The sequence below is a fragment of the Pedobacter jejuensis genome (assembly GCF_003725795.1).
Taxonomy (GTDB): Bacteria; Bacteroidota; Bacteroidia; order Sphingobacteriales; family Sphingobacteriaceae; genus Pedobacter; species Pedobacter jejuensis.
Genome location: NZ_RBEE01000041.1, coordinates 22782 through 48803, shown reverse-complemented (window position 1 = coordinate 48803; position 26022 = coordinate 22782). Strand labels below are relative to the sequence as shown.

Genomic DNA, 26022 nt, shown 5'->3' with positions numbered 1-26022 from the left:
TGTTTAACAAAAACGCTGAAATTTTGTCACTTAAAATCGTCTGAGTTTACTTAATCAAGTTTGGTTTAAATTAACAGTATACATTTGCAATTTATTTAACTCAAACTATATTATGATTTACGGATACATCAGAGTAAGTACAGACAAGCAAACGGTAGAAAATCAACGCTATGAAATCAACCAGTTTTGTGGCAAGCATACATTTATTGTTGATAAATGGATAGAAGAAACTATTTCAGGTTCAAAAAATGTTGATGATAGAAAATTAGGTAAGCTTCTGAAAAAAATGAAAAAAGAAGATATTTTGATTTGTTCAGAATTATCTCGGTTAGGCAGAAATTTATTGATGATTATGGGCGTACTCAATGAATGTATGAATAGAGATATTCAAGTATGGACTATTAAAGACAATTACCGTTTGGGAAGTGATATCAATTCAAAAGTTTTAGCGTTCGCATTTGGCCTCTCTGCAGAAATAGAAAGGAATTTGATTTCACAAAGAACAAAGGAAGCATTAGCCAGAAAAAAAGCGGAGGGCGTTATCTTAGGTCGTCCAAAAGGCAGTAAGTCTGCTACAACAAAACTTACTGGTCACGAAAGAAAGATTAAAGAACTATTAGACCGAAAAGTTTCATACAGTGCAATCGGTAGAATATTAGGCGTCCACCGCTTAACTGTATCTAGTTTTGTGACAAAAATTACCGCGTAGTTTTATTGTGTTCCATTATGTTAAATCATTTTGGGGCACTTTTTATAACAACATTAAAGCAATTAATAAAATTGGTTGTAGATAGATTATTTAAACCCTAATAACATACCAACCAATACTGGTATGAGTAAAGGCTTCTGGACTGTAGTAGGAATTAATTTTCATAACTATAATAGTATACCGACCGCTATATTATTATAGCAAATATATAGCGGAACTATATTTTAAATGCAAAAACACTATTACAGCAAAAAGAAAAAGATAAGCTAAAGTAAATGAGTGGCATTTGGATTTGATTTCCACAACTCATAATCCCAAGGATAGGCGCAATTTCCATCTAACTGCTTGTCAATTAATGGTTGTGTTTGCCCCTCGCTGTGAAGCCATTGTTTAAATGGGGCTTGTTCATCTGTTGGCAATTCACTGATAAGGATAAAAAAAATATTCCCATTACTTTTTACATTAAGTGTTTCTGCCATAATTAATACCCTCGTTTTTTAAATCTCATGAATTCATCAAAATCCCTTTTGTTAACTCTTGTTCTATTTGGGCTTGTGGAAACCGACTTTATAAAAATTATCCATACCACAAATGCAAGTCCAATCAGAAATACAGAACGGTAACCCGATGTACCTAGTGCTCCAATCATCATAAAGAAACTAACAAATGAGGCAATGATAAATTTAAATATAGTTTTCATAGAGTAGAAATTGTAAAACTAAAATACAATAATTTACTCATACCTGTATGTGTGCTGCTAAATAAATCATTTTTGAAATTGCACATTGAATGGAGAAGCGCAATTCTAAGTCAGAAATTGATTTGTATGTAATTGGTAAAGTGAAAGAATATCGGCTTAAAGCTGATATTTCTCAAGCCAAGCTTGCTACAGAATTGGATAAATCACTAAGCTTTATTGGAGCCATTGAGTCGCCACGCTACAGAGCGAAATATAATATTCAACACTTAAATCAATTGGCTAAGTTATTTGGATGTTCTATTAAAGATTTCTTTCCTGACTTGCCAATGTAGTTTTCATATATATGGATATACAGATATATGAATATAGGTATATCTAGGTATTCAGATAGCTAGATATACGGTTATCTCTTCATCTTCTTTCTTTTTTTGCTGTCATCTTCATCGTCAGCAATGTTTAAATCAAAATTAATATGATTATTGCGCCTAATACTATCAGCATAGTCAATATCAAATAAAACATTATTTTCATTATCACCTCCGTCTTTTGCTGCCCCTTTTGTAATTTCTCCAAATTCAAAATTAGTTCCTGATGATTTGTTTCTTTGATATTCTTCTTCGTTAAGTTGTCCTTTATGAACACCATCAACCTGTATTGGTCTTTCTCTAATGATTTCATTTTTATTATGAAGTCTTTCAGTAGATGGAAAACTTCTTTGAGAGTTGGCATTTTCGGTTCCTGTTCCGATGGTGTACTTTTCTCTTGTTCTATCGTTTGCTTGGCTAATTGCTTTGCTGTCTCTAGTTTGCTCATAATTTATTTTGTTTGATATATTACCCCATTTGAACTGATTACCTAGGGCTTGTCCTCTTGATTTAAAATTTTGACTAATAAAGGTTATGCCCGACACACGACCTGCTGAAGCTTGATTAAATAATGGATTGATACCTGATTTTTCAAGTTGATTAATAAACTCCGCTATGTTTTTGCTTGATGAAAGAGCATTAGTTACTTTTTCTTGCATCAGCATTTTATCAGAAACTCTACCTGTACGATTTATCATTTCCAATTCATCCTTATCTGGCGATTTATTGAGTGATAATTTGCTGGCATTAACTTTCGTTAAACCAAATTTATTTTCCAGTTCTCGAACTATTGTTTCACTTCTTGCGTAGTTGTTGCTATCGGAAACAACCGTTCCGTCAAATCTATTTCTTAATGCCAGAATATGGCAATGCGGATGCTCTGCATCATTATGTCTAAAAATAAAATAAGGATTATTGTCGAAACCCATCTTTTCCATATATTCCTTTGCAATGGCTTCCATTTTTGTGTTCGATATCTTTTCATCAACTGAAAAATTTAGGCTGGTATGGTAGGTATTTCGTTTAAGGTTTGGATTTAAAGCTTTCATAATCTCCAATTCCTTTTTGATTTCACTATGGGCCAGACAAAGGAAATTTATCGCCAACAACTCTGCTTTAGTTTTGATATCGGAACTGTAAACCTTTTTTAGATTATAGTTTAAAGCTCCACCAAATGATTTTCCGATTGCTTGCTTTGCTATCACTTTAAAATAGTTTTAATAATGGTATCTAGCTTTACAGATAACTCATTTATAATTTTGAAATCAATTTGGTTTGTTGCGCCTGAATTAAGATGTTTTGCGATTTGGTTGATGTTATTACCAATGCGTTTTAGTTCTCCATAAGCTTGAATGTCTAATACTGGAATTTTGGGTTGAAGCAACCTATTTTTAAAGACGGTTTCACGTAATACCTCTGCTCCAGAAAGGTTAGCATAACTGCAAAGTTTTGCCAAAGCTTGAAATTCATTTTCATTCATTCGAAATGTAAATTTAATACTGCGTTTTTCGTTTTTTTCTTTTTGCGGTCTAGCCATAATTCTATGAACATAGTGAGTTGTTATATCTGAGTGCTAGCGAGGCAAGCGTTTTGGTCTTACCAAAACATGGCTTGCTTCGTGCAAACGACCTATTAAAACTTGCTTAGTTAATTATCTTCGTACCATTCGTACTACTCGTACTTTTTAAGGGTGGTACGAATGGTACGAGGTGTACGAATGGTACAATTATGTTTTCAATCTTTTTCGTATTGCCCCCTCGGTTACGCCTAATTCTTTAGCAATAGATACATTTGACAAACCTTTTTCTTTCAAGGCTAATATCTTTTCGATCTGAATACTTCTATCTTCTTCGTTTATTGACCTAATCAAGTCATATTCATTTCCTTTTCCTATCTCCTTAAAACCTAAAAATCCCTTTTCTTTTGAAAGCTCACATATCAATACATTATCAGCATCATAATCTAATTCTGCACTCCTCACTTTAAGCTGTTTAATGTAGCGTATACCTTTTTCTTTAGCACTTCTGCCTATTGTAAATACAGAGTCGGCGAAATTTGATTTCATTTTTGAGCCTTGTAGGTCATTAAGGCTTATAGGTTTCCAATCATCAACCTTTTTGTTGTGCTCTAAAATGATGAATGTTAATTTTTTATCGAACTTTAATGCACTTAGGCTACTCATAATCGGGATTGCATTTTTTGCAGAGTCCGTATCGCCTGCAACAACCTTTGTCATGTTATCTATTATAATTACCGTTGCATTAGTTCGCATAATACTCTCCTCCAGAGAGTCAATGAAAAATTTATCGTAATCTTTTTCTGGCATCTTTCGTAACGAAGAATAGCCAGCTCTAAAGAAGTTTTCAGGAAACTTAAAATGAACTCCATTCTCATCACGATAGCGTTTTTCAAATTGTTTGTCTGAAAGTTCTAAATCGACATATAACACAACATAATTTGAATTGGCTATGTGTATCCCTATTTGCACGATTAAGGCAGTCTTGCCAATTCCTGTATCAGCAAAAAGAATAACTAATTCGCCCTGAATTATTAATGGTGGATAAAGTTCTATTGGGTCTGGTGTTAAGAATGCATCTTTTAAAACTTGGTTTGCAGTTCTGACTTCAAATAATCTGAGAATATCAGCTGTTGAATTTTTATTGGTATCCATTTGAATTGATTTGTTGTAATAGATTAAAACGGTACCTTTGCTCTTGATGAGCAGGTACTCAATGAATTGATTTAAAAGCGAAGACATTGGCGTGTTTTCGCTTTATTTTTTCAAGAAAACTATTTGAGATACTTTGCGGGGTCTTCGGTAGAGATACTTCTCCTGCCTTTTTCTATCCAAAGAATTAAATCTTCTTCTAAAAATAAAAGGGTATTGCCTCGTTTGATTGATGGGATTTCGCCTTTATGAACGATTTGCCTTAAGGCACCAGCAGATTTTTTTATAATCTTTGATGCCTCTTCAGTAGATAGGTATTTTGTTTTTGTTGAACTGTCCGATAATTTGGTATTCTCTAGAACAGTAATTAATGCCTCAACGATTAATTGTTTTAGTTGAGGTTCGCTTGTTACAATGATGTTTTCCATTCTGTGCCGATTTTGTTATGGCACAAATGTTAGATTTTGTAAGATTTTGTATGGGGATTTTACCTACTGTAGGTAAAAATAGGGGATAATAGGGTTTGTCTAAATCATATGAAATTGTTGTTCTCTAATTTCGACACAATAAGTTCTAAATCAGATTTAACATTTTCTCTAACTTCAATACGGATAGGCGTTGTATCTTCAATTTTATCTTCAAATCCAGCTATGCTTATATTTTCAAACTTTGAATTAAAGCAACGGCCTGCCTTAGCATGAGTAAAATCATTCATAACTTTAAGTTTAACAAATTCTTCAAAAATAAACCGAGCAACATATTTCTTTTTATGCCCCCATCTACCATTAATAAAGTAGCCTAGTTCTGTGAGGCTTTTAATAATAGAATCAATATGTTCTTTGAATTTTTCAGTAAACAAATCTTTAAATAGTTCTTCTTCTATCCCCGATGACTTAATCTCTTTATTAACTGCTTTTTCAGAAATAATTTTATTATTATCAATAGGATTTGCTGAATAATCTTTAAAATTAGTTTCTATAAATTTTGATTGTTGTACATCAGTCTCGATTATATCAAAATTTTGCTCCTTAATATTTTTAAAAGTGAAGCTAACATTTGCGAACATGCTTTTCGAGAAAGTTGTATTGTAAATCGTGAAGCAACAATAAGAGATAACAGCTACCAGTAATAACGAGAATGGGATGAGAAAAAATTGTTGTAATGATATTGCATAAAGTATAAGAATTATGATTGAAGAAAAAGCGATAAAGTATGCGAAAAATAGAAAGTAAAAATGAATTGTTGAATAGAAAAGAAATCCTATAATTGATTTCTTTTCATCCGTAGATTTTCCATATGTTTCAATTATCTCTGATACCTTTATTTTATAATCAGCTCTAGATAGATTATAAAATAAACCAAAAAAATGCATCATTTTAAGGTGATTAGGTATTCCCAAATCACTGACCCGAATAAATGCCACCAAAGCATTTATTATTATTAAAGTTATGAAAGCGCTAATTATATAATATAGATTAATATTGATAATGCTCGTTGATAAATATATTGCTGGTGTAATTGCAACAACAAGTAGAATACCAAAAGATACAATTGCAAAATTTATTGGATTGACTTTTATTTTTTTAACTGATATATTCATTATTCCCTGTTTTACATACATAAGTAATCCTAATGTAGAAATAATTCTGTAAAACTTTGTGTTGTACCGAGTGATATTTATTCACGTGAAAATTGCTTACTTTTGTGTGCTGATAATTGAAGCTGTTTGCAAATTGTTTGCGCAAGCAAATTTAAAAATCACACAAACAATTGATAATCAATTAATTAAATAATAATTTTATGTCATCAGTAGAGACAACTTACATCCCTTACAAAGTTAAGGACATTTCACTGGCAGAATGGGGCCGTAAAGAAATCGAATTAGCCGAAGCAGAAATGCCAGGTTTAATGAGTTTACGTAAAGAATTCGGTCCAACGCAACCGTTAAAAGGTGCTCGTATTGCAGGCTGTCTGCATATGACTATCCAAACAGCGGTATTAATCGAAACATTAACTGCATTAGGTGCCGAAGTTACCTGGTCATCTTGCAATATTTTCTCAACACAAGATCATGCTGCGGCTGCAATTGCTGCTGCTGGTATTCAGGTTTACGCCTGGAAAGGTTTAAATGAGGAAGAATTTGATTGGTGTATCGAACAAACACTTCATTTTGGACCTGAGCAGCAACCATTAAACATGATTTTGGATGATGGTGGCGATTTAACCAATATGGTTTTTGATAAATATCCTGAGCTAATCGCAGCTATCAAAGGTTTATCAGAAGAAACTACAACTGGTGTTCACCGTTTGTACGAAAGAATGAAAAACGGAACATTGCACACACCAGCAATTAACGTTAATGATTCGGTAACAAAATCTAAATTTGATAACAAATACGGATGTCGCGAATCTTTAGTTGATGCAATTCGTCGTGCTACTGATATTATGATGGCTGGTAAAGTAGCTGTTGTATGTGGTTATGGCGATGTTGGTAAAGGTTCTGCAGAATCATTAAGCTCACAAGGTGTACGTGTTATTGTAACAGAAATCGACCCAATTTGTGCTTTACAAGCTGCAATGGAAGGTTACGAAGTTAAAAAATTAGCTAATGCTATTAAAGAGGCAGATATTGTAGTAACCACAACTGGTAACTGTAACATCGTTCGCGAAGAACACTTCAGAGCATTAAAAGATAAAGCGATTGTTTGTAATATCGGTCACTTCGATAACGAAATTGATATGGCTTGGTTAAACGGAAACTATGGCGACACTAAAATCGAAATTAAGCCACAGGTTGATAAATATACAATCGAAGGTAAAGATGTTATCGTTTTAGCCGAAGGTCGTTTAGTAAATCTAGGTTGCGCAACTGGTCACCCAAGTTTTGTAATGAGTGCCTCGTTTACAAACCAAACTTTAGCGCAATTAGAACTTTGGACAAATACTGCTGCTTACGAAAACAAAGTTTACGTTTTACCTAAGCATTTAGATGAAAAAGTTGCTCGTTTACACTTAGAAAAAATTGGTGTTGAGTTAGATGTTTTAGATCAATACCAAGCTGATTACATCGGTGTGCCGGTTGAAGGTCCTTTTAAATCAGATACATACAGATACTAAGACCAAACCCCATTGGGGCTTATAATTTTATAAAGGGATTTGCATTTTTGCATATCCCTTTTTTATTTTTTATCCATGAAGATATCTAGCAACATTTGAGCTTATATTTTTTAGTATGCCTTATATGGTTGATTTTTTTTGAAAACGATAGTAAAGTAATGCTTCGGGTAAGGCAGTCCTGCTAACCATTCCAATCTTTTTGGCATTGTCAGTTCGAACTCGTAAAAGACTTGCAACAAAAAGTATTTCCATTTTTATCAGGTTTAATTAACTAAATACAGTAATTCTTTTGCTGATAAAACTTAAATTTGAAAAAAAGCATCAATGAAAAATTTAATATTTTCTTTCCTAATTGGCATGTGTGCAATAGGTGGATTTGCGCAAACAGTTCCAAATCAAAAAGCTTCTTCGAAATTAATTTCCAAGCAAATTGTAGAAATTGCCTGTGGCGAGTGTCAGTTCAAAATGAAAGGAAAGGATTGCGAACTAGCTGTTAAAATTGATGGCAAGCCATACTTCGTAGATGGGAAAAATATAGATGATTTTGGTGATGCACATGGCGAACATGGTTTTTGTAATGCAATTAGCAAAGCCGAAGTAACTGGCGAGATAGTTAATAATCGTTTTAAAGCAAAAGAAATAAAATTATTGCCTACGAGTAAATAATTCGGCAGAAAGCTTAAAATCTTATTATAAGTAGATACATTTCACCTTTCCTCAATTTAATCACCAGCTAAGATGTTGTTAAATGTCTTAGGTGGTAAAAAACCCTCGAAAGCTTATTGTTAAACTTGGGAGTTCGATTCTTAAACTTAATATTTTGCTATTTTTATCACCGTATTGCTTGTACGATACGTCATGCTGAATTTATTTCAGCATCTTCCCTGTAAAAAAGACCCTGAAATAAATTCAGGGTGACGCAAACTAAAAAAAGCAGCTTATTAATAATGTGAAGGAAAATTAATGATTGAATTTATGTTATAAATAGATAAATCTTTTCATAAAGTTTGTTAAAGTGTATTTACTATTCTATAATATCAAGAAATCAAACACTAGTTTAAAATCCAGTTCAAATCCGTTATCTTTACTGTAACGCAATGAACAAAGAAAAGCTAAAATTTTGGTTTAAGCGGGTGGGGTTAGTCGGGTTTTTATTCTTCCTTATTAAAGGATTAGTATGGCTTGTTGTGTTTTATTTTATTGGCAAAAACGTTACTTAAACGTAAACAACATATTCGCCAAAAAATTCCACACGAAAACAATAACAATTGCAAAAAACTTCGCTACATAAAAGTTAGTTCCATTTTTGCGTTGGTGAAATAGATAAATTATCAGCGTATTTAAAGCCAATCCAATTAAACTTACTCCCAAGAACTTACTAAATTCAGTTCCCCAGTGTGCATTGGTGCTTTGGAAAGTCCAAACGCGATTAATTAAATAATTATTGGTTACGGCAAGTGTAAAACCAATCGCATTAGAAACATATTTATTAATTTTAATCTTCTCTTTGCATAACCATGTTGCTCCAAAATCAATTGCCATCCCGAGCAAACCTGTTAAGCCAAACTTTATAATTCGTAGAAATAAATCCATTTTAATTCAATTTCACCAAATAAAAATGTTCTAAAACCTGGTCGCGGGTTTTCGCATTCAAAAATTTACCAGTTAGTTTAGTAATGTGGAAGTAGTTAAACGATTTCAAAACTTCCGCATGATACTCCTTTTTTAGTTTGGATAACTCTGCTTCGGGTACATAAATTACCAAATCTTTTATAGCCTTACTTTTATCTAAATCTCCATAATTATAAAAGTATTTTACTTCGCCTGGAGCATAAAAATCAAAAGAAAAAGCATCGATGTAATTTAAAACTGCCGGTTTTGCTGTTGGGTAATTTCTCTTCAACCATTTGCCAGCATGCATACCCGATTGATAATTCAAAAGAGCAGGATAAAAGAATAGAAACAGGAATAGCGCTAGCGTTAATGAAACAGCGACGCTACGTCCAATCAAAGTTTTAATATCTTTTCCTTTAATAAAAAAGAAAGTTATAAAAGCTCCTGCTAAAATAAAAAACAGAACCAGGTATCTGTTTTCAAAACCAAAGAAAAACCAAATAACGCTTAAAAGAATAAATACCAGTGCTAAAACCACATTTTGTATGGTAAGAAATATCCATAATGTCTTACCTTCCAGTTTCTGAATATACAATGCAGTGATTATAGCAAACTGAGGAAAAATTATCAAAATATAGTGTGGCAGTTGAAATTTCGAAAGCGAAAAAATGAGAAATGTTACCGCTGCACTCGCCCAGATGATGATACTTTCCGGAGCTAAGTTTTCTCGGTTCTTCTTTTTAAATAAATTTACAACCGCTGCATACAGCAAAACAGACCATGGTAAAAATGCCCAAAGCGTTGTATGCAAAAAGAAGGAAATATCGCCTTTACCTTTAATCGGTCCGTTGTTAAAAAATCGCCCGAATTGACTATCCCAAAAGAAAAATTTTAATCCAGAAACCCCAGTTCTGTTAAAAACAACTTTTTTGGGATGCATATCAAACTGTGTATAAAGCGCATATAATTCTGGGGTAATAAAAACCAAAATTAAAAATATCGCGATGTACCATTTCGGGTTTATCAACTGCTTATACTGTTTGGTAAATAGCCAGTAAATTATAAAGCCTGCAAAAACAGGTATTAGTACAAAAATTCCCTTTATGAGTATTGCGCAAGCGGCAAAAAACGAACCTACAACCACATTCCAAAATGAATGTTGGTGGGCTTTGTAGTAATGATAAATGGAAGCTAAAGTAAAAGTGGTAATGTAAATTTCCGCCCTTACATCAAACGTAGAGGTGATAGTATGAAGCGCACTTAGAAAAATCAAAGCACTAATCAGTGCGGTTTTCTCCTCATAAATATCTTTAGCAAGTTTGTACAAATACCATGCACCGAGCAAACCAAGAAGAAATGAGGGTAGCTTGAAAGCGAATGATGAAATACCGAAAATTTTAAAAGATACTGCACTAATCCAAAAAGTTAAATGTGGTTTGTCTAACCAATCTGCCCCGCGACCATAAAGATTAAGCCAATCGTTATGCAATATGATGTTTTTAGACATGGATGCATAAAGCGCACCATCAGGCTCCATAACACCGCTAAAAAGTGCAGGAATACTCGCTAAGGCAAGTAAAACAATTAAAAGTTTATATAATGAGGTGTCTTTTATCTTCATTTGCTGCAAACAAATATGAGCAAAAAAAAGTCAAATTTATTTAACGTTCCGTATTAATAAAGGCAAAGCCATATCTTTGCGGCATGACAAAGTTATCGGTTAACATCAATAAAATTGCCACCTTACGCAACAGTCGTGGCGGCAATAATCCTGATTTAGTTAAAGTTGCGCTGGATTGTGAGGCTTTCGGTGCGCAGGGAATTACGGTACATCCACGTCCCGATGAACGTCACATCCGCTATCAGGATGTTTACGATTTAAAAGCTGCTATTGCTACTGAATTTAATATTGAAGGCAATTGCAAAGAAGATAAGTTTGTTGATTTGGTGCTTGCAAATAAACCGGCTCAGGTTACATTGGTTCCCGATGCTGAAGGTCAAATCACATCAAATCATGGTTGGGATACGATTAAACATAAAGATTATTTAAAGGAAATGGTTGCCGTTTTCCAAAAGGAAGGCATTCGGGTTTCTATTTTTGTCGACCCGGTTGTAGAAATGGTAGAAGGTGCCGCCGAAACAGGAACAGATAGAATTGAGTTGTACACCGAAGCTTATGCGCATAATTATTTTGGTGATAGAGAAAAGGCTATTGTAAATTACATTGCTGCTGCTCACCATGCAAATCATTTAAATTTAGGTATTAATGCTGGGCATGATTTGGACTTACATAACCTTCATTACTTTGCTCAAAGCATTCCGGGTTTGTTAGAAGTTTCTATTGGGCATGCTTTAATTAGCGATGCTCTTTATTTGGGACTTGAAACTACTATTCAAAAATATTTACAACAACTAGTTTAGTTTTTAACCGCAAAGACCGCAAAGGATTTTGGCGCAAAGTAACGCAAAGTTAGGTGCTCGGTTATATTTTAGCTTTGCCTTACTTTGCGATTAACTTAGTGTTCTTTGCGGTTAATTCTTAAATATATGCTAAAAGGAATTCTCCTTGTTTTTTTTGGTGCCTGCAGTTTCGGCATCCTTTCTACTTTTGTTAAACTTGCGTACCACGATGGTTATACACTTGGCGATGTTACAGGTGCTCAGGCTTTTTTTGGTGCAGTAATTTTGTGGGTTTTATTTTTCTTTCAAACCAAAACATCAGTTTATAAATCAAGAGAAGTTAAAATAAAAACCCCTTGGTGGAAAATGATTTTGGCGGGAACCTGCACTGGGATGGTTAGTATTTTTTATTACCAATGTGTAAAGCTGGTTCCAAATTCTGTTGCTATAATATTATTGATGCAATTTATCTGGATGAGTATTTTAATGGAGTATGTCATATTCAAAAAGAAACCAACGGTTATACAGTTACTTTCGATTCTCTTAGTTTTAGGCGGAACGGTTTTAGCCAGCGGAATGATAGAAACCAGTATTGAAAGTTTAAATTTAACAGGAATAGGATTTGGCTTGTTGGCTGCAATAGCTTACGCAGGATTTTTAATGTTAAGTGGTAAAATTGGGAATGAATATCCGCCTTTGCAGAAAAGCGCTTTAATGATAACAGGAGCATGTATCTTAATCTTCATAATTTTTCCACCAGCATTTCTATTTAATGGAGCACTAAATGGAAGTTTATTAAAATGGGGGTTAATAATTTCAGTTTTTGGAACAGTAATTCCACCATTGTTTTATGCCGAAGGCGTTCCTCGCATTGGTACAGCATTAAGTTCTATCTTAAGTGCAGCAGAATTGCCTGTAGCCGTAATGATGGCTGGGTTTGTGCTGCAAGAGCAGGTTTCTTTTTTACGGTGGGTTGGCGTATGTGTGATTTTATCGGCAATGGTTCTGCCAAACTTGAAGTACTTAAAGCAAAAACGTATTTAACCGCAAAGTTCGCAAGGATAAAGGAGGAAAGTTGAAAGCGCAAAGAACGCAAAGCTAAGTGCTTAATGAGAAACCACAAAGGACACCGAGTAAAGCCACAAGCGCACAATTTTTTGTAGCAATATGTAATGTATTTAAGAACTATTAAAATAATCTGCGAATCTGTGGCAAAAACTAAATTAATTACTTTATGTGCTCTCTGTGAAAATCTCTATGGCCTCGGTGGTAAAAATAATCGTCTTTTCCTTTGCGAAAAACTTAGCGTTCTTTGCGGTTGAAATAAAAATTAAATACCTTTAAAACACAAAACACATACAAATGAAAAAACTTACTTTTTATATTTTATCCATACTTATTATCGGCTTTGCCGGATGTACAACTAAAACCACTATTAACCAAGATGAGGCTGGTTCCGTAATAACAGATTATTTAAAGGCGAATCCTGAATATAAAACTACCCGTTTCAATTTCGGAGAGATAAAATTTAGCAGCAAAAGTGATAAATTAGATTTGGCCAAATATAAAATTTTAGAAAGTAAGGGGATGGTTTCGCTAAAATTGAAAGAAGCAAGTAAAAAATTTTTATCTAAAGATAGTAGCTTTGTTTACCAGATAACTTTAACCGAGAAAGCCAGTCCGCTGGTTTTAAAACAAGATGAAGATAAGGCTACTGTAAAAGTGGTAGAATATGTATTATCAGATGAAAAGCCGGTTGATTTTTCTCAGGTTAATTCAAGCACATCGAAAGTAACGGTTTCCCTAAAAAAAGTAAATACAGATTTTGCTCCATTTGATAAAGATGCGAGCGAAAACAGCAACTTTATTACTAAAACCTACAAGCTTAAGTTAAGTAAAGATGAAGGCTGGAAAGTACAGAAATAAGTATTAAATCGAAAAAAAAGGATTTTTTAGCCTTTCTTTTTGGTAAACCAATTTTTAAATTTTTTAAAAACATCTTCTTTTTTAGCTTTCGGCTTTCCATCATGCGTTAAATCGTTATCGTAATGGTCTTGTAATTCAGTTGCATATTTTTTCTGTGCTGCTTTTCCTTTGTTTAGCAATTTAATGTATTCTAAAACATTAAAATTCAATGTGCTATTAAAGGAAACTGCATGATATTCACTTCGTTTTACAGGCTGATTGTTTACATTAATTTCTGCAGAACCGTTTTCTGAGAAGTAATCGATATGAAAAATTTGTGGATTAAGCTTTTTTAAACGCTTTGTTGCTCTTCTTTCATTTCTCCATGGATGCTCATTTTTATAAAGCTGAGCCAACAAGTAATCTTTTTTCCATAGTGTAACTTGGTGCGACATTAAAAAATCAGATTTCCGATTGTCCAATTCAGAAACATTAAATCCTTCAATAAAATTATCGGTTGGTTTAGTTTTATACACATCAGAACTGTGCAGTTTCACATGCTTCCAATCGTTTTGAATAGCCTGGTCAAATAGCTCTGTAAAAAATTTCCGATTCACAGGCTTACTTAACCACATATCTTCTTGAAAATAAAGAATGTAGTCTTCTTCTATTTCATTTTTTAATAAGAAAGCTAGTCGATCAGCCCAGGCGCCATTGCCTGATTTAATATTCTCAAAGCCATTAATTTTAACATCCAACGCTTCGGTTGCGAAATAATAATTGCCAGGAATTTTAAAATCCCAATGTGCTGAAAAAAAGTAATCAAAGCCTTGAAACAGAAATTCATACCTGTCGCAAGCATGAACTAAAATAGCAACATTGGTTTTTTTGGTTTTAAACATTATTGGTCTTAGTGTAATATATGGGAAATTAAAGCTAGCAAAATAAGAAATATTTTTCTCTGATGTTTTCGTTAATTATTTTCTAATCTTAAATTTAATGCTAATTTATGCGTTGGAAGGTTTTTTAGCACAAATTTAATTTCCTAAACCCGAACGAAGCGATATCCTTTTTGTTTGCAGTCGTTCGGGTTTGCAGATGGTGAGAACAAAAAGATTTAGCGGAGTGCGGGAACAAACTTTAATTTTTGCTCAAGCATTGCTTTCTAAATTATTAAGACTTTCTTCTAAAAGTGCAACAATCCCCCATTAATCAGCCAATTTAAATCTATCATCTTTGTAGCCTTTACATGTAAATAAGACACCTTTTTTACATTGTTACATAGCGAAATACAGCTTCGTTTTACTTACCTTTGCCGCATCTTATTATTCACATAGCATGAGCTTAAACATCCACTACAAAGAAGAGTTTCAGAACCGACATATTGCGCCAAATCATGAAGATACTGAAGCAATGTTGCAAACCGTTGGCGTTAATTCGATTGATGATTTGATTGAACAAACTGTGCCGGCAACAATTAGGTTAAAACAACCTTTAAATTTGCCAGCTGCGAAATCAGAAACGGAATATCTTGGTGCTTTAAAACAAACTTCATTGTTGAATAAAGTTTTTAAAAGCTTTATCGGACAGGGTTATTATGATACCATTACCCCAGGTGTAATTTTGCGTAACGTTTTCGAAAATCCAGGATGGTACACGCAGTATACGCCTTACCAGGCAGAAATTGCACAAGGTCGTTTACAGGCTTTGTTAAATTTCCAAACCATGGTTATCGATTTAACCGGAATGGAAATTGCCAATGCATCACTTTTGGATGAAGGTACAGCTGCGGCTGAGGCTATGTTTATGCAATACAGTACACGTAAAAACCAGGCGGCTAAAAAATATTTCGTATCCGAACTGGTTTTTGCTCAAACGATAGATATTTTAAAAACCCGTGCAAATCCTTACGGTATTGAATTGGTTATTGGCAGTCATTTAGATTTCGCTGCAACTGAAGATTTCTTTGGTGCGATTGTTCAATATCCGGCAGGAAATGGTGAGGTTTTCGATTACAAGAACTTCGCAGCCGAACTGCACAATCAAAATATTAAATTAACAGTAGCTGCAGATATTTTAAGCTTAACTTTATTAACGCCTCCGGGCGAATGGGGTGCTGATATTGTGGTGGGAACAACGCAACGTTTCGGTATTCCGATGGGTTTTGGTGGGCCACATGCCGCATTTTTTGCAACTAAAGATGAATATAAACGTTCTATCCCTGGTCGTATAATCGGTGTAACCATTGATAGCCACGGCGATTACGCTTTACGTATGGCTTTGCAAACCCGGGAGCAGCACATCCGTAGAGATAAAGCAACATCAAACATTTGTACTGCACAAGCATTATTGGCCATTATGGCTGGTTTTTATGCTGCTTATCATGGTCCGAAAGGTTTAAAAGCCATTGCAGAACGTACGCATGGTTTGGCCATCAGCTTAGCATCAACCATTAAAAATTTAGGTTACGAGCAATTAAGTTCTGTTTATTTCGATACCATTCGTTTCGAATTGGGCGATTTAAAAGCTGGTATTCAATCGGGTTGTATTGATAATGAAATCAATTTAAATTACTCGGGTAGTGTAGTCAGCATTTCTGTTGATGAAACCACCACCTTTGAAGATATCGCTCTAATTGCTAAAATCTTTGCTAAAGTTAAAGCTATCGCAGCTGATGAAGTTGAGGTTGTAGAAAACGTAGAAACTGTTATTCCTGATGAATTGCAACGTACATCGGCATTTTTAACACATCCGGTTTTCAATTCGCACCATTCAGAACATGAAATGTTGCGTTACATAAAATCGTTAGAGGCAAAAGATTTATCGCTTTGCCATTCGATGATTGCTTTAGGTAGTTGCACCATGAAATTAAATGCAACTGCAGAAATGATTCCGGTTACCTGGTCTCACTTCGGTCGCATCCATCCATTTGCTCCGGCCGACCAAGTTTTAGGTTATTACTCTGTTTTTAACGAACTGGATAAATGGTTAAGCGAAATCACAGGTTTCGCAGCCATGAGTTTACAGCCTAATGCTGGTGCTCAAGGCGAATACGCCGGTTTAATGGTTATCCGTGCTTATCACCACGATAGAGGCGATTTCCATCGTAACGTAGCTTTAATTCCGGCATCAGCTCATGGTACAAATCCTGCATCTGCAGCAATGGCCGATATGAAAATTGTTGTCGTAAAATCGTTAGAAAACGGTAATATCGATGTTGAAGATTTAAAAGCAAAAGCAGAATTACATAAAGAAAACCTTTCTTGTTTGATGGTAACTTATCCATCAACTCACGGCGTATTCGAAGAAAGTATTATCGAAATTTGCGAAACCATTCACGCTAACGGTGGTCAGGTTTATATGGATGGTGCAAATATGAACGCACAAGTTGGTTTAACCAGTCCAGCTAATATTGGTGCAGATGTTTGCCACTTAAACCTGCACAAAACTTTCTGTATTCCTCACGGCGGTGGTGGTCCCGGTATGGGTCCAATCGGTGTTGCGAAACATTTGGTTCCTTATCTTCCTGGTCATACGGTGGTTGATATTGATAAAGGAAAATCCATTTCTGCAGTTTCTTCTGCTCCTTGGGGCTCAGCATCAATTTTGATAATTTCTCATGCTTATATTGCTATGATGGGTGCAGAGGGATTAACCAATGCAACCAAATACGCAATTTTAAACGCAAACTACATGAAAGCTCGTTTGGAGCAACACTATCCGGTGTTGTATTCTGGTGCTCAGGGTCGTTGTGCACACGAGATGATTTTAGATTGCCGCTCATTCAAAGCTTTTGGAATCGAAGTTACGGATATTGCTAAGCGTTTAATGGATTATGGTTTCCATGCACCAACGGTTTCATTCCCGGTTGCAGGCACCTTAATGGTTGAACCTACAGAATCTGAACCTAAACATGAGTTAGATCGTTTCTGTGATGCCTTAATCGCCATTAAAAAAGAAGTAGATGAAGTAGAAAACGGCACATTCGATAAAATTGATAATCCGCTAAAAAATGCACCGCACACGGTTTCGGTAATTACAGCTAATGAATGGGAGCATGCTTACAGCCGTCAAACAGCAGCGTTTCCATTGCCGTATGTGTTAGAGCGTAAGTTCTGGCCATCAGTTGGTCGCGTTAACGATAGCCACGGCGACCGCTCATTAATTTGTGCTTGTCCGCCGATAGAAAGTTATTTGGAAGAAATAGTACCTTAAAAATGTAAAAGGTAAAAATGGGAAATGGTTTTTCTTTTCCATCGACTTATTTAGGCCCGTTCGTCATTTCGAGAAGGCTTTTTCAGCCGACGTGGCCATCTTATTAGATAAAATCATCTGCAAGTTTGTAAACTCATTTTTATAAAACTTGCAGATTTTTTTTTGGAAATGAACGTTCCGTATTTTATCGGGTAAAGCAGTCCTGCCATTCGCTGTAGCCCTCGTAGAAAAACTCGGGGCTGTCACTCCTGTCAGGTTTAAAAACAAAGGTTGGTTTATAGCCTAAAAATTAACTATTCATTGCAATCTGATCTTTTCTTGCACATCGCTATCTGCACCATGTATCCCCCTCTGGAGGGGGCAAGGGGGAGGATTTTATATCAAACCGAACTGGATTCTTAACTGAATATTTCGCTGTTTTATTGCCTTATTGCTTGTACGACACGTCTTGCTGAATTTATTTCAGCATCTTTCCTGCAAATAAGACCCTGAAATAAATTCAGGGTGACGTTAACTTAAAAAGCAGCTTTAATAATACTAGTCTTTTCTTGCCCATTGCTTTCTGCACCATGTGTCCCCCTCTGGAGGGGGCAAGGGGGAGGATTTTATATCAAACCGAACTTAATTCTTAAACTGAATATTTCGCTGTTTTATAGCCGTATTGCTTATACGACACGTCTTGCTGAATTTATTTCAGCATCTTTCCTGCAAATAAGATTCGAAATAAATTCAGGGTGACGTTAACTTAAAAAGCAGCTTTAATAATACTAGTCTTTTCTTGCCCATTGCTTTCTGCACCATGTGTCCCCCTCTGGAGGGGGCAAGGGGGAGGATTTTATATCAAACCGAACTTGATTCTTAAACTGAATATTTTGCTGTTTTATCGCCGTATTGCTTGTACGACACGTCTTGCTGAATTTATTTCAGCATCTTTCTTGCAAATAAGACCCTGAAATAAATTCAGGGTGACGTTAACTTAAAAAGCAGCTTTAATAATACTGGTCTTTTCTTGCACATCGATATCTGCATCATGTATCCCCCTCTGGAGGGGGCAGGGGGAGGATTTTATATCAAACCGAACTTGATTCTTAAACTGAATATTTTGCTGTTTTATAGTAGTATTGCTTGTACGACACGTCTTGCTGAATTTATTTCAGCATCTTTCCTGCAAATAAGAGCCTGAAATAAATTCAGGGTGACGTTAACTTAAAAAGCAGCTTTAATAATACTGGTCCTTTCTTGCACATCGCTATCTGCGCCATGTGTCCCCCTCTGGAGGGGGCAAGGGGGAGGATTTTTTATTAACATTTTCTTATTTTAAAGATATTAGTATTTATGTTAACAGTTTTTGGAAATGAATGTTCAGTATTTTATGGGGAACTGCAGTCCTGCCATTCCGCTGTAGCCCTCGTAGAAAAACTCGGGGCTGTCGCTACTGTCAGGTTTAAAAACAAGGGTTGGTTAATAGCCTAAACGAGAACAATTAATTAATGATGGGAAAATTAGAGACTTATTTAAATTGCCCAAAATGCCATAAATTACCAGCTGGGTCATGCAAGAAACACTCATTGCCCCAATCATCATATTTAATAGGCGATAGCTTAACCTTATATTTAGTTGTTAAGTCTAATGCTGATAATTCATTGTAAAATCGATTCACATCATCAACTTCCATAAATATCATGGTATTTTCAATCCAATCTTTTACATAGGCATCTTGTAAGTAAAAAGCCATGTTCCCAGTTTTAAAAACTGACATTTGGTTGCCCAAAGTAACTTCTTCAAAACCTAAGTCGCGGTAGAAATTTCTTGATGTTTCAAAGTTTTTAGCGCCTATAAAAGGCCGTATTGATTTTGCGTTGTGGTTCATACTTACCTAAATTATACAACTAAGATAGGCGGTTTTTTTGGCATCTTACAACTCGAAATGATAGCACAACATTAATTATTTAAACGGGAATGAAATGGTATCATTTTGTGGCGGAAGTTAAAAGTTTTAGCATTTGTTTTGGCCTTTGGGAACACAGACCGTAGCCCAAGAATGCTATGTTCAAAGATTTCTCGGCTACGCTCGAAATGACGATGGGTTTTATGCAGCCTTGGATGCTTACAGAAGCAAAATTTATCTAGACCCGATAGAGCGTAAAAGCCCGGAAGACGAGGAACGAGGATGAGGACTTGAAGCGATAGCGGGACGAACATTAATAGATGCTTCAGGGATTGCTCTTCTAAAATTTATGGATTTTAAGATATCTTTTTTTTAAAATCTTCCACGGTGTTTCGGTCTGTTGAAGATACAGACAGAGAAGTATCTTCGCAGAAAATGCTGATAGGTGTAATGCAAACTGAAATACGTGTAGAAGAAAAGTTAAATAGAGCAGATGAGCCCGACTACCGATAATTTATTTGGTTAATTTGCTTTCCAGAAATTCTGTAAAAAATTTATATTTAAATACATTAAACCTTATTGCTATAAACACAGTCAATTAGTTTTAAACAAAATCCGAATATTTTTTAAAAAGTTAACATAGGTCAATTAGAGAATGTCGGTTCTTAATCTATATTTGTATCATAAATTAAAAAAACTAAAAAATGAAATTAAAATTCAGCTCAATCTTTTTATTAGTGGCAGTGGTAGCTTTGTCAGCTTTTAAAAAACCTACGAAATCTGTGACTTATACTGTAGATACAGAAAAATCGACCATTACCTGGGTTGGAAAAAAAGTAACAGGTTCTCACAACGGAACAGTATCTTTAAAATCAGGAACTTTAATTCTTGATGGTAAAAAATTAGTTCAAGGTGGCTTTATTATCGATATGAACTCGATCAAAGATGCTGATGGTAGCGCAAAATTAGAAGGTCACTTAAAAGCAGATGATTTCTTCGGTGTTGCTAAATTTCCGGCTGCAAACTTTGTAATTACTAAGGTTGCTGGTTCTGGAACTAGCTTAGTGGTATCTGGTAATTTAACCATTAAAGGTATTACAAAACCATTGAGTTTCCCTGCAACTGTTGCAGTAAATGCTGATGGAACTGTTTCTGCTTTAGCTGGTAAAATCACAGTTGATAGAACTAAATACGACATTCGTTACGGTTCAAAATCATTCTTTGATAGCATTGGTGATAAAGCGATTGACGATAACTTCGAATTATCAGTTAAATTGGTAGCTAAGAAATAATTATCTTGTTATAAGATGTAAAGGCCTCGATATTTATCGAGGCCTTTTTCGTTTATCCACTCATGAAATTAACTTTTAACTTAAAGTTCTTATTAATCTTCCCAGCTATATTAGTTATAGAGGTATTAATTGCAATTTATTTACACGACGCTATTATACGACCATTTGGTGGTGACGTATTGGTTGTGGTTTTGATGTACGCTTTTTTCAGAATATTTTTAGTAACAAATAATAGAAAGTTAGCTTTAAGCCTATTAATTTTTTCCTTTATAATCGAATTTCTGCAAGCAGTTAATTACGTGAATTGGCTGGGTTTGCAGAACAATAAGTTTTGGAGTGTTGTGCTAGGAACTTACTTCAGCATTTATGATCTACTAGCTTATTTTGTAGGATATTTGATTTGCTTGTTATTTAGGGATTAAGCATTTGCGTTGTTATTTTCATTAATATTGAACTTAGTATAATATAAAATAAGCTTAGCGTTTGTTCGCCATGACGGAAATGTAGGGTAGGAATTTACAACATTAAAAAAGCCCAATTCAGTTAAGAAATGGGCTTGCAATTATAAATGGCATGTTAGATTTAAAATCGTAATTCTTAAATCTACAATCGTAAATCTATTTAGTCTTCTATTGTTTCACTATTGATGCTAACTTCATCTTTTACATCTTCCTTAAAATAGTTTTTCTGGAAAATTAAAATTAAGATTACACCAACTGAAATTGCAGCATCTGCAAGGTTAAAAACCGGTCTGAAGAATACAAATTCATCACCACCCCAAATCGGAATCCAGGTTGGAAAATGTCCTTCGGCAATTGGAAAGTAAAACATATCTACTACACGACCATGAAATAGACCTTCGTAGCCATAAATTTTACCGTAAAATACCGAGTCGATAATGTTACCTAAAGCACCGGAAAATATTAGTGCTACGTTTAAAATTAAACCGCGGTGGTATTTATTTTTGATTAAATAGTGTAAACCGTAACCAATCCCGGCAACGGCTACAATTCTAAATAACGATAAGGCTAGTTTTCCAAACTCTCCGCCAAATTCCATCCCAAAAGCCATCCCATTATTTTCGGTAAAGTGGATGATAAACCATTTACCAATAATGTTAAACTCCTGGCCTAAATACATGTTTGTTTTAACCCAGGTTTTTATCACCTGGTCGGCTAATAAAACTAAGAAAATCAATATTAAAGGTTTTGTGTAGCCTTTCATTAATTCTGCTTTAATTTAGCTTCCATACTTAAGGTTGCATGCGGTACAGCACGTAAACGTTCTTTAGGTATTAACTTTCCAGTTTCGCGACAAACGCCATAGGTTTTGTTTTCAATACGAACCAATGCATTTTCAAGGTTATCAATGAATTTTTTCTGACGAGCAGCCAATTGATTGATTTGCTCTTTTTCCATCGTAGCAGAACCATCTTCTAATGTTTTATAGGCACCTGAAGTATCTTCCGTTCCGTTAGCATTTGGGTTACTTAAAGATGTTGTTAGTGCATTAAGTTCTTCTTTAGAACTGCGTAATTTATCTTGAATTAACTCTTTAAATTCTTGTAGTTCACTGTCTGAGTAGCGGGTTTTATTGCTGTTTTCCATGCTTTTAATTTAGTTTTCTAATATATTGATTTATATTTTAGTTACTGAAATGCTTAAGTCAACATCATCGATAGTGATTTTGTTTGCATTTGCAACCGTATCTGTTAATTCTAATTCGTCGGCTAAAATTTCTGCGCAAATGTATGCCTTGTTTTTAGCAATTGCATCGGCTACAAGATTATCATTTTGTAAAGCAACCTTTATTCTATCGGTTACTTCAAAGTTTAATTCTTTACGCAAATTTTGAATCCGATTTACCAATTCTCGTGATATACCTTCTTGCTTCAACTCATCAGATATCGTAACATCTAAAGCAACCGTTAAATTGCCCAGATTAGTAACTTGCCATCCCGGAATATCTTCTGCAAAAACTTCAACATCGCCATTTAAATCAATAGTAAACTCTACATCACTACTGCCAACAACTGTTAAAAACCCTTCGTTTTCTAAACGTTGAATATCATCCTGATTTGCGTTTTCTAAAGCTTCTTTAACCAAGCTCATATCCTTGCCAACTTTTTTTCCTAACGATTTAAAGTTTGGTTTCAGTTTTTTCTTTACAATGCCATGCGTATCTGTTATAAATTCGATGTGCTTAACATTCGTTTCAGAAAGGATGTAATCTGCAACTTTAGAAATCTTTTGTTCAAAATCTCCATTTAATGATGGGATTAAGATTTTGGCTAAAGGCTGACGAACATTTATGCTTGATTTTTTACGCAATGACAAAACCATTGATGAAATATCCTGGGCATAAACCATTCTTTCGTTTAATGCCATATCAATTAAGCTTTTATCTGCATCTTTCCATAAGGTTAAGTGTACAGATTCTGCTGCATGTGCATCAGTAACGGTTAAGTTTTTGTACAACCAATCGGCAAAGAAAGGGGCAACGGGGCTCATCAACTGAGCTAAAGTTTCTAAACAAGTATAAAGTGTTTCGTAAGCAGCACGTTTATCATCTGTCATTTCGCCTTTCCAAAAGCGGCGACGACTTAATCTGATGTACCAGTTGCTTAAATGTTCATCTACAAATGTTTGTATCGCTCTAGATGCTTTTGTTGGTTCGTATGTATTGTAAGCTTCATCAACTTCGTTAATTAAGTTTTGCAATAACGATAAAATCCAGCGGTCTAGTTCAGTTCTTTCTTCAACCTTACTTAAATTATTTTTGTCGATTTCGAACTTATCAATGTTTGCATACAAAGCGAAGAAGGCATAGGTATTGTAAAGTGTTCCGAAAAATTTCCTACGAACTTCGTCCAGTCCTTCTAAACTAAATTTAAGGTTATCCCATGGCGATGCATTACTAATCATGTACCAACGTGTTGCATCGGCACTGTAAGTCTCGATGGTGCTGAATGGGTCAACTGCATTGCCTAAACGCTTAGACATTTTATTTCCATTCTTATCTAACACCAAACCATTTGAAACTACATTTTTAAAGGCTACACCTCGGTTTCCAACTTTCTCATTTACGGCTTTGATTTCATCGCTGGCCTCACTTAACATTACTGCAATTGCATGTAGTGTAAAAAACCAACCACGAGTTTGATCTACACCTTCCGCAATAAAATCTGCAGGGTAAGCATTTTCAAATTCGTCTTTGTTTTCGAATGGAAAATGCCATTGCGCATAAGGCATGGCACCGCTATCAAACCAAACATCAATCAGGTCAGTTTCGCGAGTCATTTTTTCGCCTTTTGATGAAGTTAAAATCACATCATCAACATAAGGGCGGTGCATATCTTTCAGTTCAAAACCTGCAGGCATAAAGCCAGCTTCGATAGATTTAGCTATTTCTGAATTTAACTCAGCGATAGAACCAATACATTTTTCCTCTAAACCATCTGTAGTTCTCCAAATTGGAAGAGGAGTTCCCCAATAACGAGAACGCGATAAATTCCAGTCAACCAGGTTTTCAAGCCAGTTGCCAAAACGACCGGTACCGGTTGATTCAGGTTTCCAGTTAATGGTTTTATTCAACTCTACCATTTTATCTTTAACAGCTGTGGTTTTAATAAACCAGCTATCTAAAGGATAATACAAAATTGGTTTATCAGTTCTCCAGCAATGTGGGTAACTGTGTTCGTATTTTTTAACGTCGAAAGCTTTGTTGTCTTCTTTTAATTTAATTGCGATTAAAACATCTGTTGCTCTGAATTCAGGATTACTGCGTTCTTCATCACTATAATATTCTTCTTTTACATAGCGTCCTGCAAAATCTGTAACCTCAGCAACAAATTTTCCTTGCTTATCAACCAAAGGCAGTTCATTTCCTTTGTCATCAAAAATCATAACCGCCGGAACGCCATTTTCTTTTGCTACACGAAAGTCATCTCCACCAAAAACTGATGCGATGTGAACGATTCCTGTACCATCTTCTGTAGTTACATAATCAGCAGGGATAACGCGAAAGGCATTTTCCTCTAACTCTGGCGAAGAAACATAATTTAATAATTGATGGTATTTTAATCCAACCAAATCTTTACCTGTAAACTCAGAAACGATGGTCCACGGAATTAATTTATCACCGCCTTTATAATCGTTGAAAGAAAGATTTTCAGCCTCTTTCTTGAAATGTTTAGCCACTAAATCTTTTGCTAAAACAACGCTAACCGGCTCGAAAGTATATTGATTAAAAGTTTTAACCTTTACATATACGATTTTTTCGCCAACGGCCAAAGCACCGTTACTAGGCAAGGTCCATGGTGTGGTTGTCCAGGCGATGATTACCGTATCCTCCGTATCTTCCTCAAATAATTGATTAATTAAAGGATGATTTTGGTCTTTCTTAAGTCTGAATTGCGCTGTAATTGAAGTGTCTTTCAGCATTTTGTAGGTGCCGGGCTGATTTAACTCATGTGAGCTTAAACCGGTTCCTGCAGCTGGCGAATACGGCTGAACCGTATAGCCTTTGTACAAAAAGTTCTTATCGTAAAGTTGTTTTAAAATCCACCAAAGGGTTTCAATGTATTCGTTTTCGTAAGTGATGTAAGGTTTTTCAAGGTCAACCCAATAACCCATTTTTTCGGTCAGGTCGTTCCAAACATCAGTATATTTCATTACCTCTGTACGGCAAGCTGCATTGTAATCGTCAACGCTTATTTTTTTGCCAATATCTTCTTTGGTAATGCCTAATTTTTTTTCAACAGCAAGTTCAATTGGTAAACCATGAGTATCCCAACCGCCTTTGCGTTTAACCTGAAAGCCTTTTAAAGTTTTATAACGACAAAAAATATCTTTAATAGCACGAGCCATTACGTGGTGAATTCCGGGCATGCCATTGGCAGACGGTGGACCTTCGTAAAAAGTAAACGGATTAGATTTAGGACGGGAAGAAATGCTTTTTTCAAAGATGTTTTCCTTTTTCCAAAAATCCAGTATTTCTTGCCCTATTTTGGCAAGCTCTAATTGTTTAAATTCGCTATACATCAATCAAGTACCTCAAAAAATTAAGGATGCAAAGTTAAGGTTTTCCGCTCAATTTTGGTAGTTTTGATGTAAATACTTTTGATGTGAAATTATTTAATATTGGGCTT

24 protein-coding genes are annotated in these 26022 nt (G+C 35.0%); 10 read left to right on the top strand and 14 right to left on the bottom strand.

All coding sequences use genetic code 11. The features are described 5' to 3' along the window. Nucleotides 1-112: 112 nt before the first annotated feature. The gene (locus D7004_RS14640; RefSeq protein ID WP_123206590.1) at nucleotides 113-709 is read left to right on the top strand and encodes a master DNA invertase Mpi family serine-type recombinase; all 597 of its coding nucleotides are present in this window, start codon (nucleotides 113-115) and stop codon (nucleotides 707-709) included. Nucleotides 710-975: 266 nt separating this feature from the next. Here D7004_RS14640 and D7004_RS14635 read toward each other — a convergent pair whose 3' ends face one another. Continuing rightward, on the bottom strand, nucleotides 976-1188 hold the full coding sequence (locus tag D7004_RS14635; RefSeq protein WP_123206589.1) for a hypothetical protein: 213 nt from the start codon (nucleotides 1186-1188) through the stop codon (nucleotides 976-978). Nucleotides 1189-1498: 310 nt separating this feature from the next. Here D7004_RS14635 and D7004_RS14625 point away from each other — a divergent pair, with 310 nt between their 5' ends. Next, nucleotides 1499-1741 carry a helix-turn-helix transcriptional regulator gene (locus tag D7004_RS14625; protein WP_123206587.1) on the top strand — a complete coding sequence of 81 codons (243 nt, stop codon included), beginning with the start codon at nucleotides 1499-1501 and terminating at the stop codon, nucleotides 1739-1741. A gap of 71 nt (nucleotides 1742-1812) precedes the next feature. Here the strand turns inward: D7004_RS14625 and D7004_RS14620 are convergent, their stop codons facing one another. From D7004_RS14620 to D7004_RS14600, 5 genes are all read right to left on the bottom strand, one after another. Continuing rightward, complete coding sequence (locus D7004_RS14620; protein WP_123206586.1) at nucleotides 1813-2979, bottom strand: relaxase/mobilization nuclease domain-containing protein; 1167 nt, start codon at nucleotides 2977-2979, stop codon at nucleotides 1813-1815. Next, a complete protein-coding gene (locus tag D7004_RS14615) occupies nucleotides 2976-3311 on the bottom strand; it encodes a plasmid mobilization protein (protein ID WP_123206585.1) in 336 nt (111 codons plus the stop codon). Before D7004_RS14615 ends, D7004_RS14620 begins: the two co-directional genes overlap by 4 nt. 189 nt (nucleotides 3312-3500) lie before the next feature. Then, on the bottom strand, nucleotides 3501-4445 hold the full coding sequence (locus D7004_RS14610) for an AAA family ATPase (protein WP_167459510.1): 945 nt from the start codon (nucleotides 4443-4445) through the stop codon (nucleotides 3501-3503). Between the two features lie 119 nt (nucleotides 4446-4564). Continuing rightward, a complete protein-coding gene (locus tag D7004_RS14605; protein WP_123206583.1) occupies nucleotides 4565-4870 on the bottom strand; it encodes a helix-turn-helix domain-containing protein in 306 nt (101 codons plus the stop codon). A gap of 104 nt (nucleotides 4871-4974) precedes the next feature. Next, nucleotides 4975-6042: a hypothetical protein gene (locus tag D7004_RS14600; protein WP_148042813.1), complete on the bottom strand. Its 1068-nt coding sequence runs from the start codon at nucleotides 6040-6042 to the stop codon at nucleotides 4975-4977. Between the two features lie 200 nt (nucleotides 6043-6242). Here D7004_RS14600 and ahcY point away from each other — a divergent pair, with 200 nt between their 5' ends. Next, nucleotides 6243-7559: an adenosylhomocysteinase gene (gene ahcY, locus D7004_RS14595; protein WP_123206581.1), complete on the top strand. Its 1317-nt coding sequence runs from the start codon at nucleotides 6243-6245 to the stop codon at nucleotides 7557-7559. Between the two features lie 120 nt (nucleotides 7560-7679). On the opposite strand, the gene D7004_RS21165 is transcribed toward ahcY, so the two are convergent. Then, nucleotides 7680-7811: a hypothetical protein gene (locus D7004_RS21165; RefSeq protein ID WP_279634762.1), complete on the bottom strand. Its 132-nt coding sequence runs from the start codon at nucleotides 7809-7811 to the stop codon at nucleotides 7680-7682. A gap of 72 nt (nucleotides 7812-7883) precedes the next feature. Here D7004_RS21165 and D7004_RS14590 point away from each other — a divergent pair, with 72 nt between their 5' ends. Further along, the gene (locus D7004_RS14590; RefSeq protein ID WP_123206580.1) at nucleotides 7884-8225 is read left to right on the top strand and encodes a DUF6370 family protein; all 342 of its coding nucleotides are present in this window, start codon (nucleotides 7884-7886) and stop codon (nucleotides 8223-8225) included. Between the two features lie 546 nt (nucleotides 8226-8771). Here the strand turns inward: D7004_RS14590 and D7004_RS14585 are convergent. Next, nucleotides 8772-9152 (bottom strand): GtrA family protein, encoded by a 381-nt coding sequence (locus tag D7004_RS14585; protein WP_123206579.1) that lies wholly within the window; start codon nucleotides 9150-9152, stop codon nucleotides 8772-8774. Between the two features lies 1 nt (nucleotide 9153). After that, complete coding sequence (locus D7004_RS14580) at nucleotides 9154-10794, bottom strand: ArnT family glycosyltransferase (RefSeq protein WP_123206578.1); 1641 nt, start codon at nucleotides 10792-10794, stop codon at nucleotides 9154-9156. A gap of 83 nt (nucleotides 10795-10877) precedes the next feature. On the opposite strand from D7004_RS14580, the gene D7004_RS14575 reads away from it, so the two are divergent. The 3 genes from D7004_RS14575 (at nucleotide 10878) to D7004_RS14565 (ending at nucleotide 13499) form a co-directional block, all read left to right on the top strand. After that, a complete protein-coding gene (locus D7004_RS14575) occupies nucleotides 10878-11594 on the top strand; it encodes a pyridoxine 5'-phosphate synthase (RefSeq protein WP_123206577.1) in 717 nt (238 codons plus the stop codon). Nucleotides 11595-11720: 126 nt separating this feature from the next. After that, the gene (locus D7004_RS14570; protein ID WP_123206576.1) at nucleotides 11721-12617 is read left to right on the top strand and encodes an EamA family transporter; all 897 of its coding nucleotides are present in this window, start codon (nucleotides 11721-11723) and stop codon (nucleotides 12615-12617) included. A 318-nt stretch (nucleotides 12618-12935) separates the two neighbouring features. Continuing rightward, entirely contained in the window at nucleotides 12936-13499 is a 564-nt protein-coding gene (locus D7004_RS14565) for a hypothetical protein (protein ID WP_123206575.1), read from the top strand. A 26-nt stretch (nucleotides 13500-13525) separates the two neighbouring features. Here the strand turns inward: D7004_RS14565 and D7004_RS14560 are convergent, their stop codons facing one another. Then, nucleotides 13526-14380, bottom strand: coding sequence for a hypothetical protein (locus D7004_RS14560; RefSeq protein WP_123206574.1), 855 nt, complete (start codon nucleotides 14378-14380; stop codon nucleotides 13526-13528). A 436-nt stretch (nucleotides 14381-14816) separates the two neighbouring features. On the opposite strand from D7004_RS14560, the gene gcvP reads away from it, so the two are divergent. Continuing rightward, nucleotides 14817-17693, top strand: coding sequence for an aminomethyl-transferring glycine dehydrogenase (gcvP, locus tag D7004_RS14555; RefSeq protein ID WP_123206573.1), 2877 nt, complete (start codon nucleotides 14817-14819; stop codon nucleotides 17691-17693). 1510 nt (nucleotides 17694-19203) lie between these two features. Here the strand turns inward: gcvP and D7004_RS14550 are convergent. After that, entirely contained in the window at nucleotides 19204-19563 is a 360-nt protein-coding gene (locus D7004_RS14550) for a VOC family protein (RefSeq protein ID WP_123206572.1), read from the bottom strand. 722 nt (nucleotides 19564-20285) lie between these two features. On the opposite strand from D7004_RS14550, the gene D7004_RS14545 reads away from it, so the two are divergent. Together D7004_RS14545 and D7004_RS21315 are read left to right on the top strand one after the other, a co-directional pair. Further along, nucleotides 20286-20873, top strand: a complete 588-nt coding sequence (locus D7004_RS14545; protein ID WP_123206571.1) for a YceI family protein — start codon at nucleotides 20286-20288, stop codon at nucleotides 20871-20873. 62 nt (nucleotides 20874-20935) lie between these two features. Next, the gene (locus tag D7004_RS21315) at nucleotides 20936-21295 is read left to right on the top strand and encodes a ribosomal maturation YjgA family protein (RefSeq protein ID WP_123206570.1); all 360 of its coding nucleotides are present in this window, start codon (nucleotides 20936-20938) and stop codon (nucleotides 21293-21295) included. A 199-nt stretch (nucleotides 21296-21494) separates the two neighbouring features. Here D7004_RS21315 and D7004_RS14535 read toward each other — a convergent pair whose 3' ends face one another. From D7004_RS14535 to ileS, 3 genes are read right to left on the bottom strand one after another with little or no spacing between them, the layout of a single operon-like run. After that, nucleotides 21495-22097 (bottom strand): lipoprotein signal peptidase, encoded by a 603-nt coding sequence (locus tag D7004_RS14535; RefSeq protein WP_123206569.1) that lies wholly within the window; start codon nucleotides 22095-22097, stop codon nucleotides 21495-21497. Beyond that, nucleotides 22097-22480, bottom strand: a complete 384-nt coding sequence (locus tag D7004_RS14530) for a TraR/DksA family transcriptional regulator (RefSeq protein ID WP_123206568.1) — start codon at nucleotides 22478-22480, stop codon at nucleotides 22097-22099. Before D7004_RS14530 ends, D7004_RS14535 begins: the two co-directional genes overlap by 1 nt. Before the next feature lie 30 nt (nucleotides 22481-22510). Further along, nucleotides 22511-25915, bottom strand: coding sequence for an isoleucine--tRNA ligase (gene ileS / locus D7004_RS14525; RefSeq protein WP_123206567.1), 3405 nt, complete (start codon nucleotides 25913-25915; stop codon nucleotides 22511-22513). Nucleotides 25916-26022: the final 107 nt, after the last annotated feature.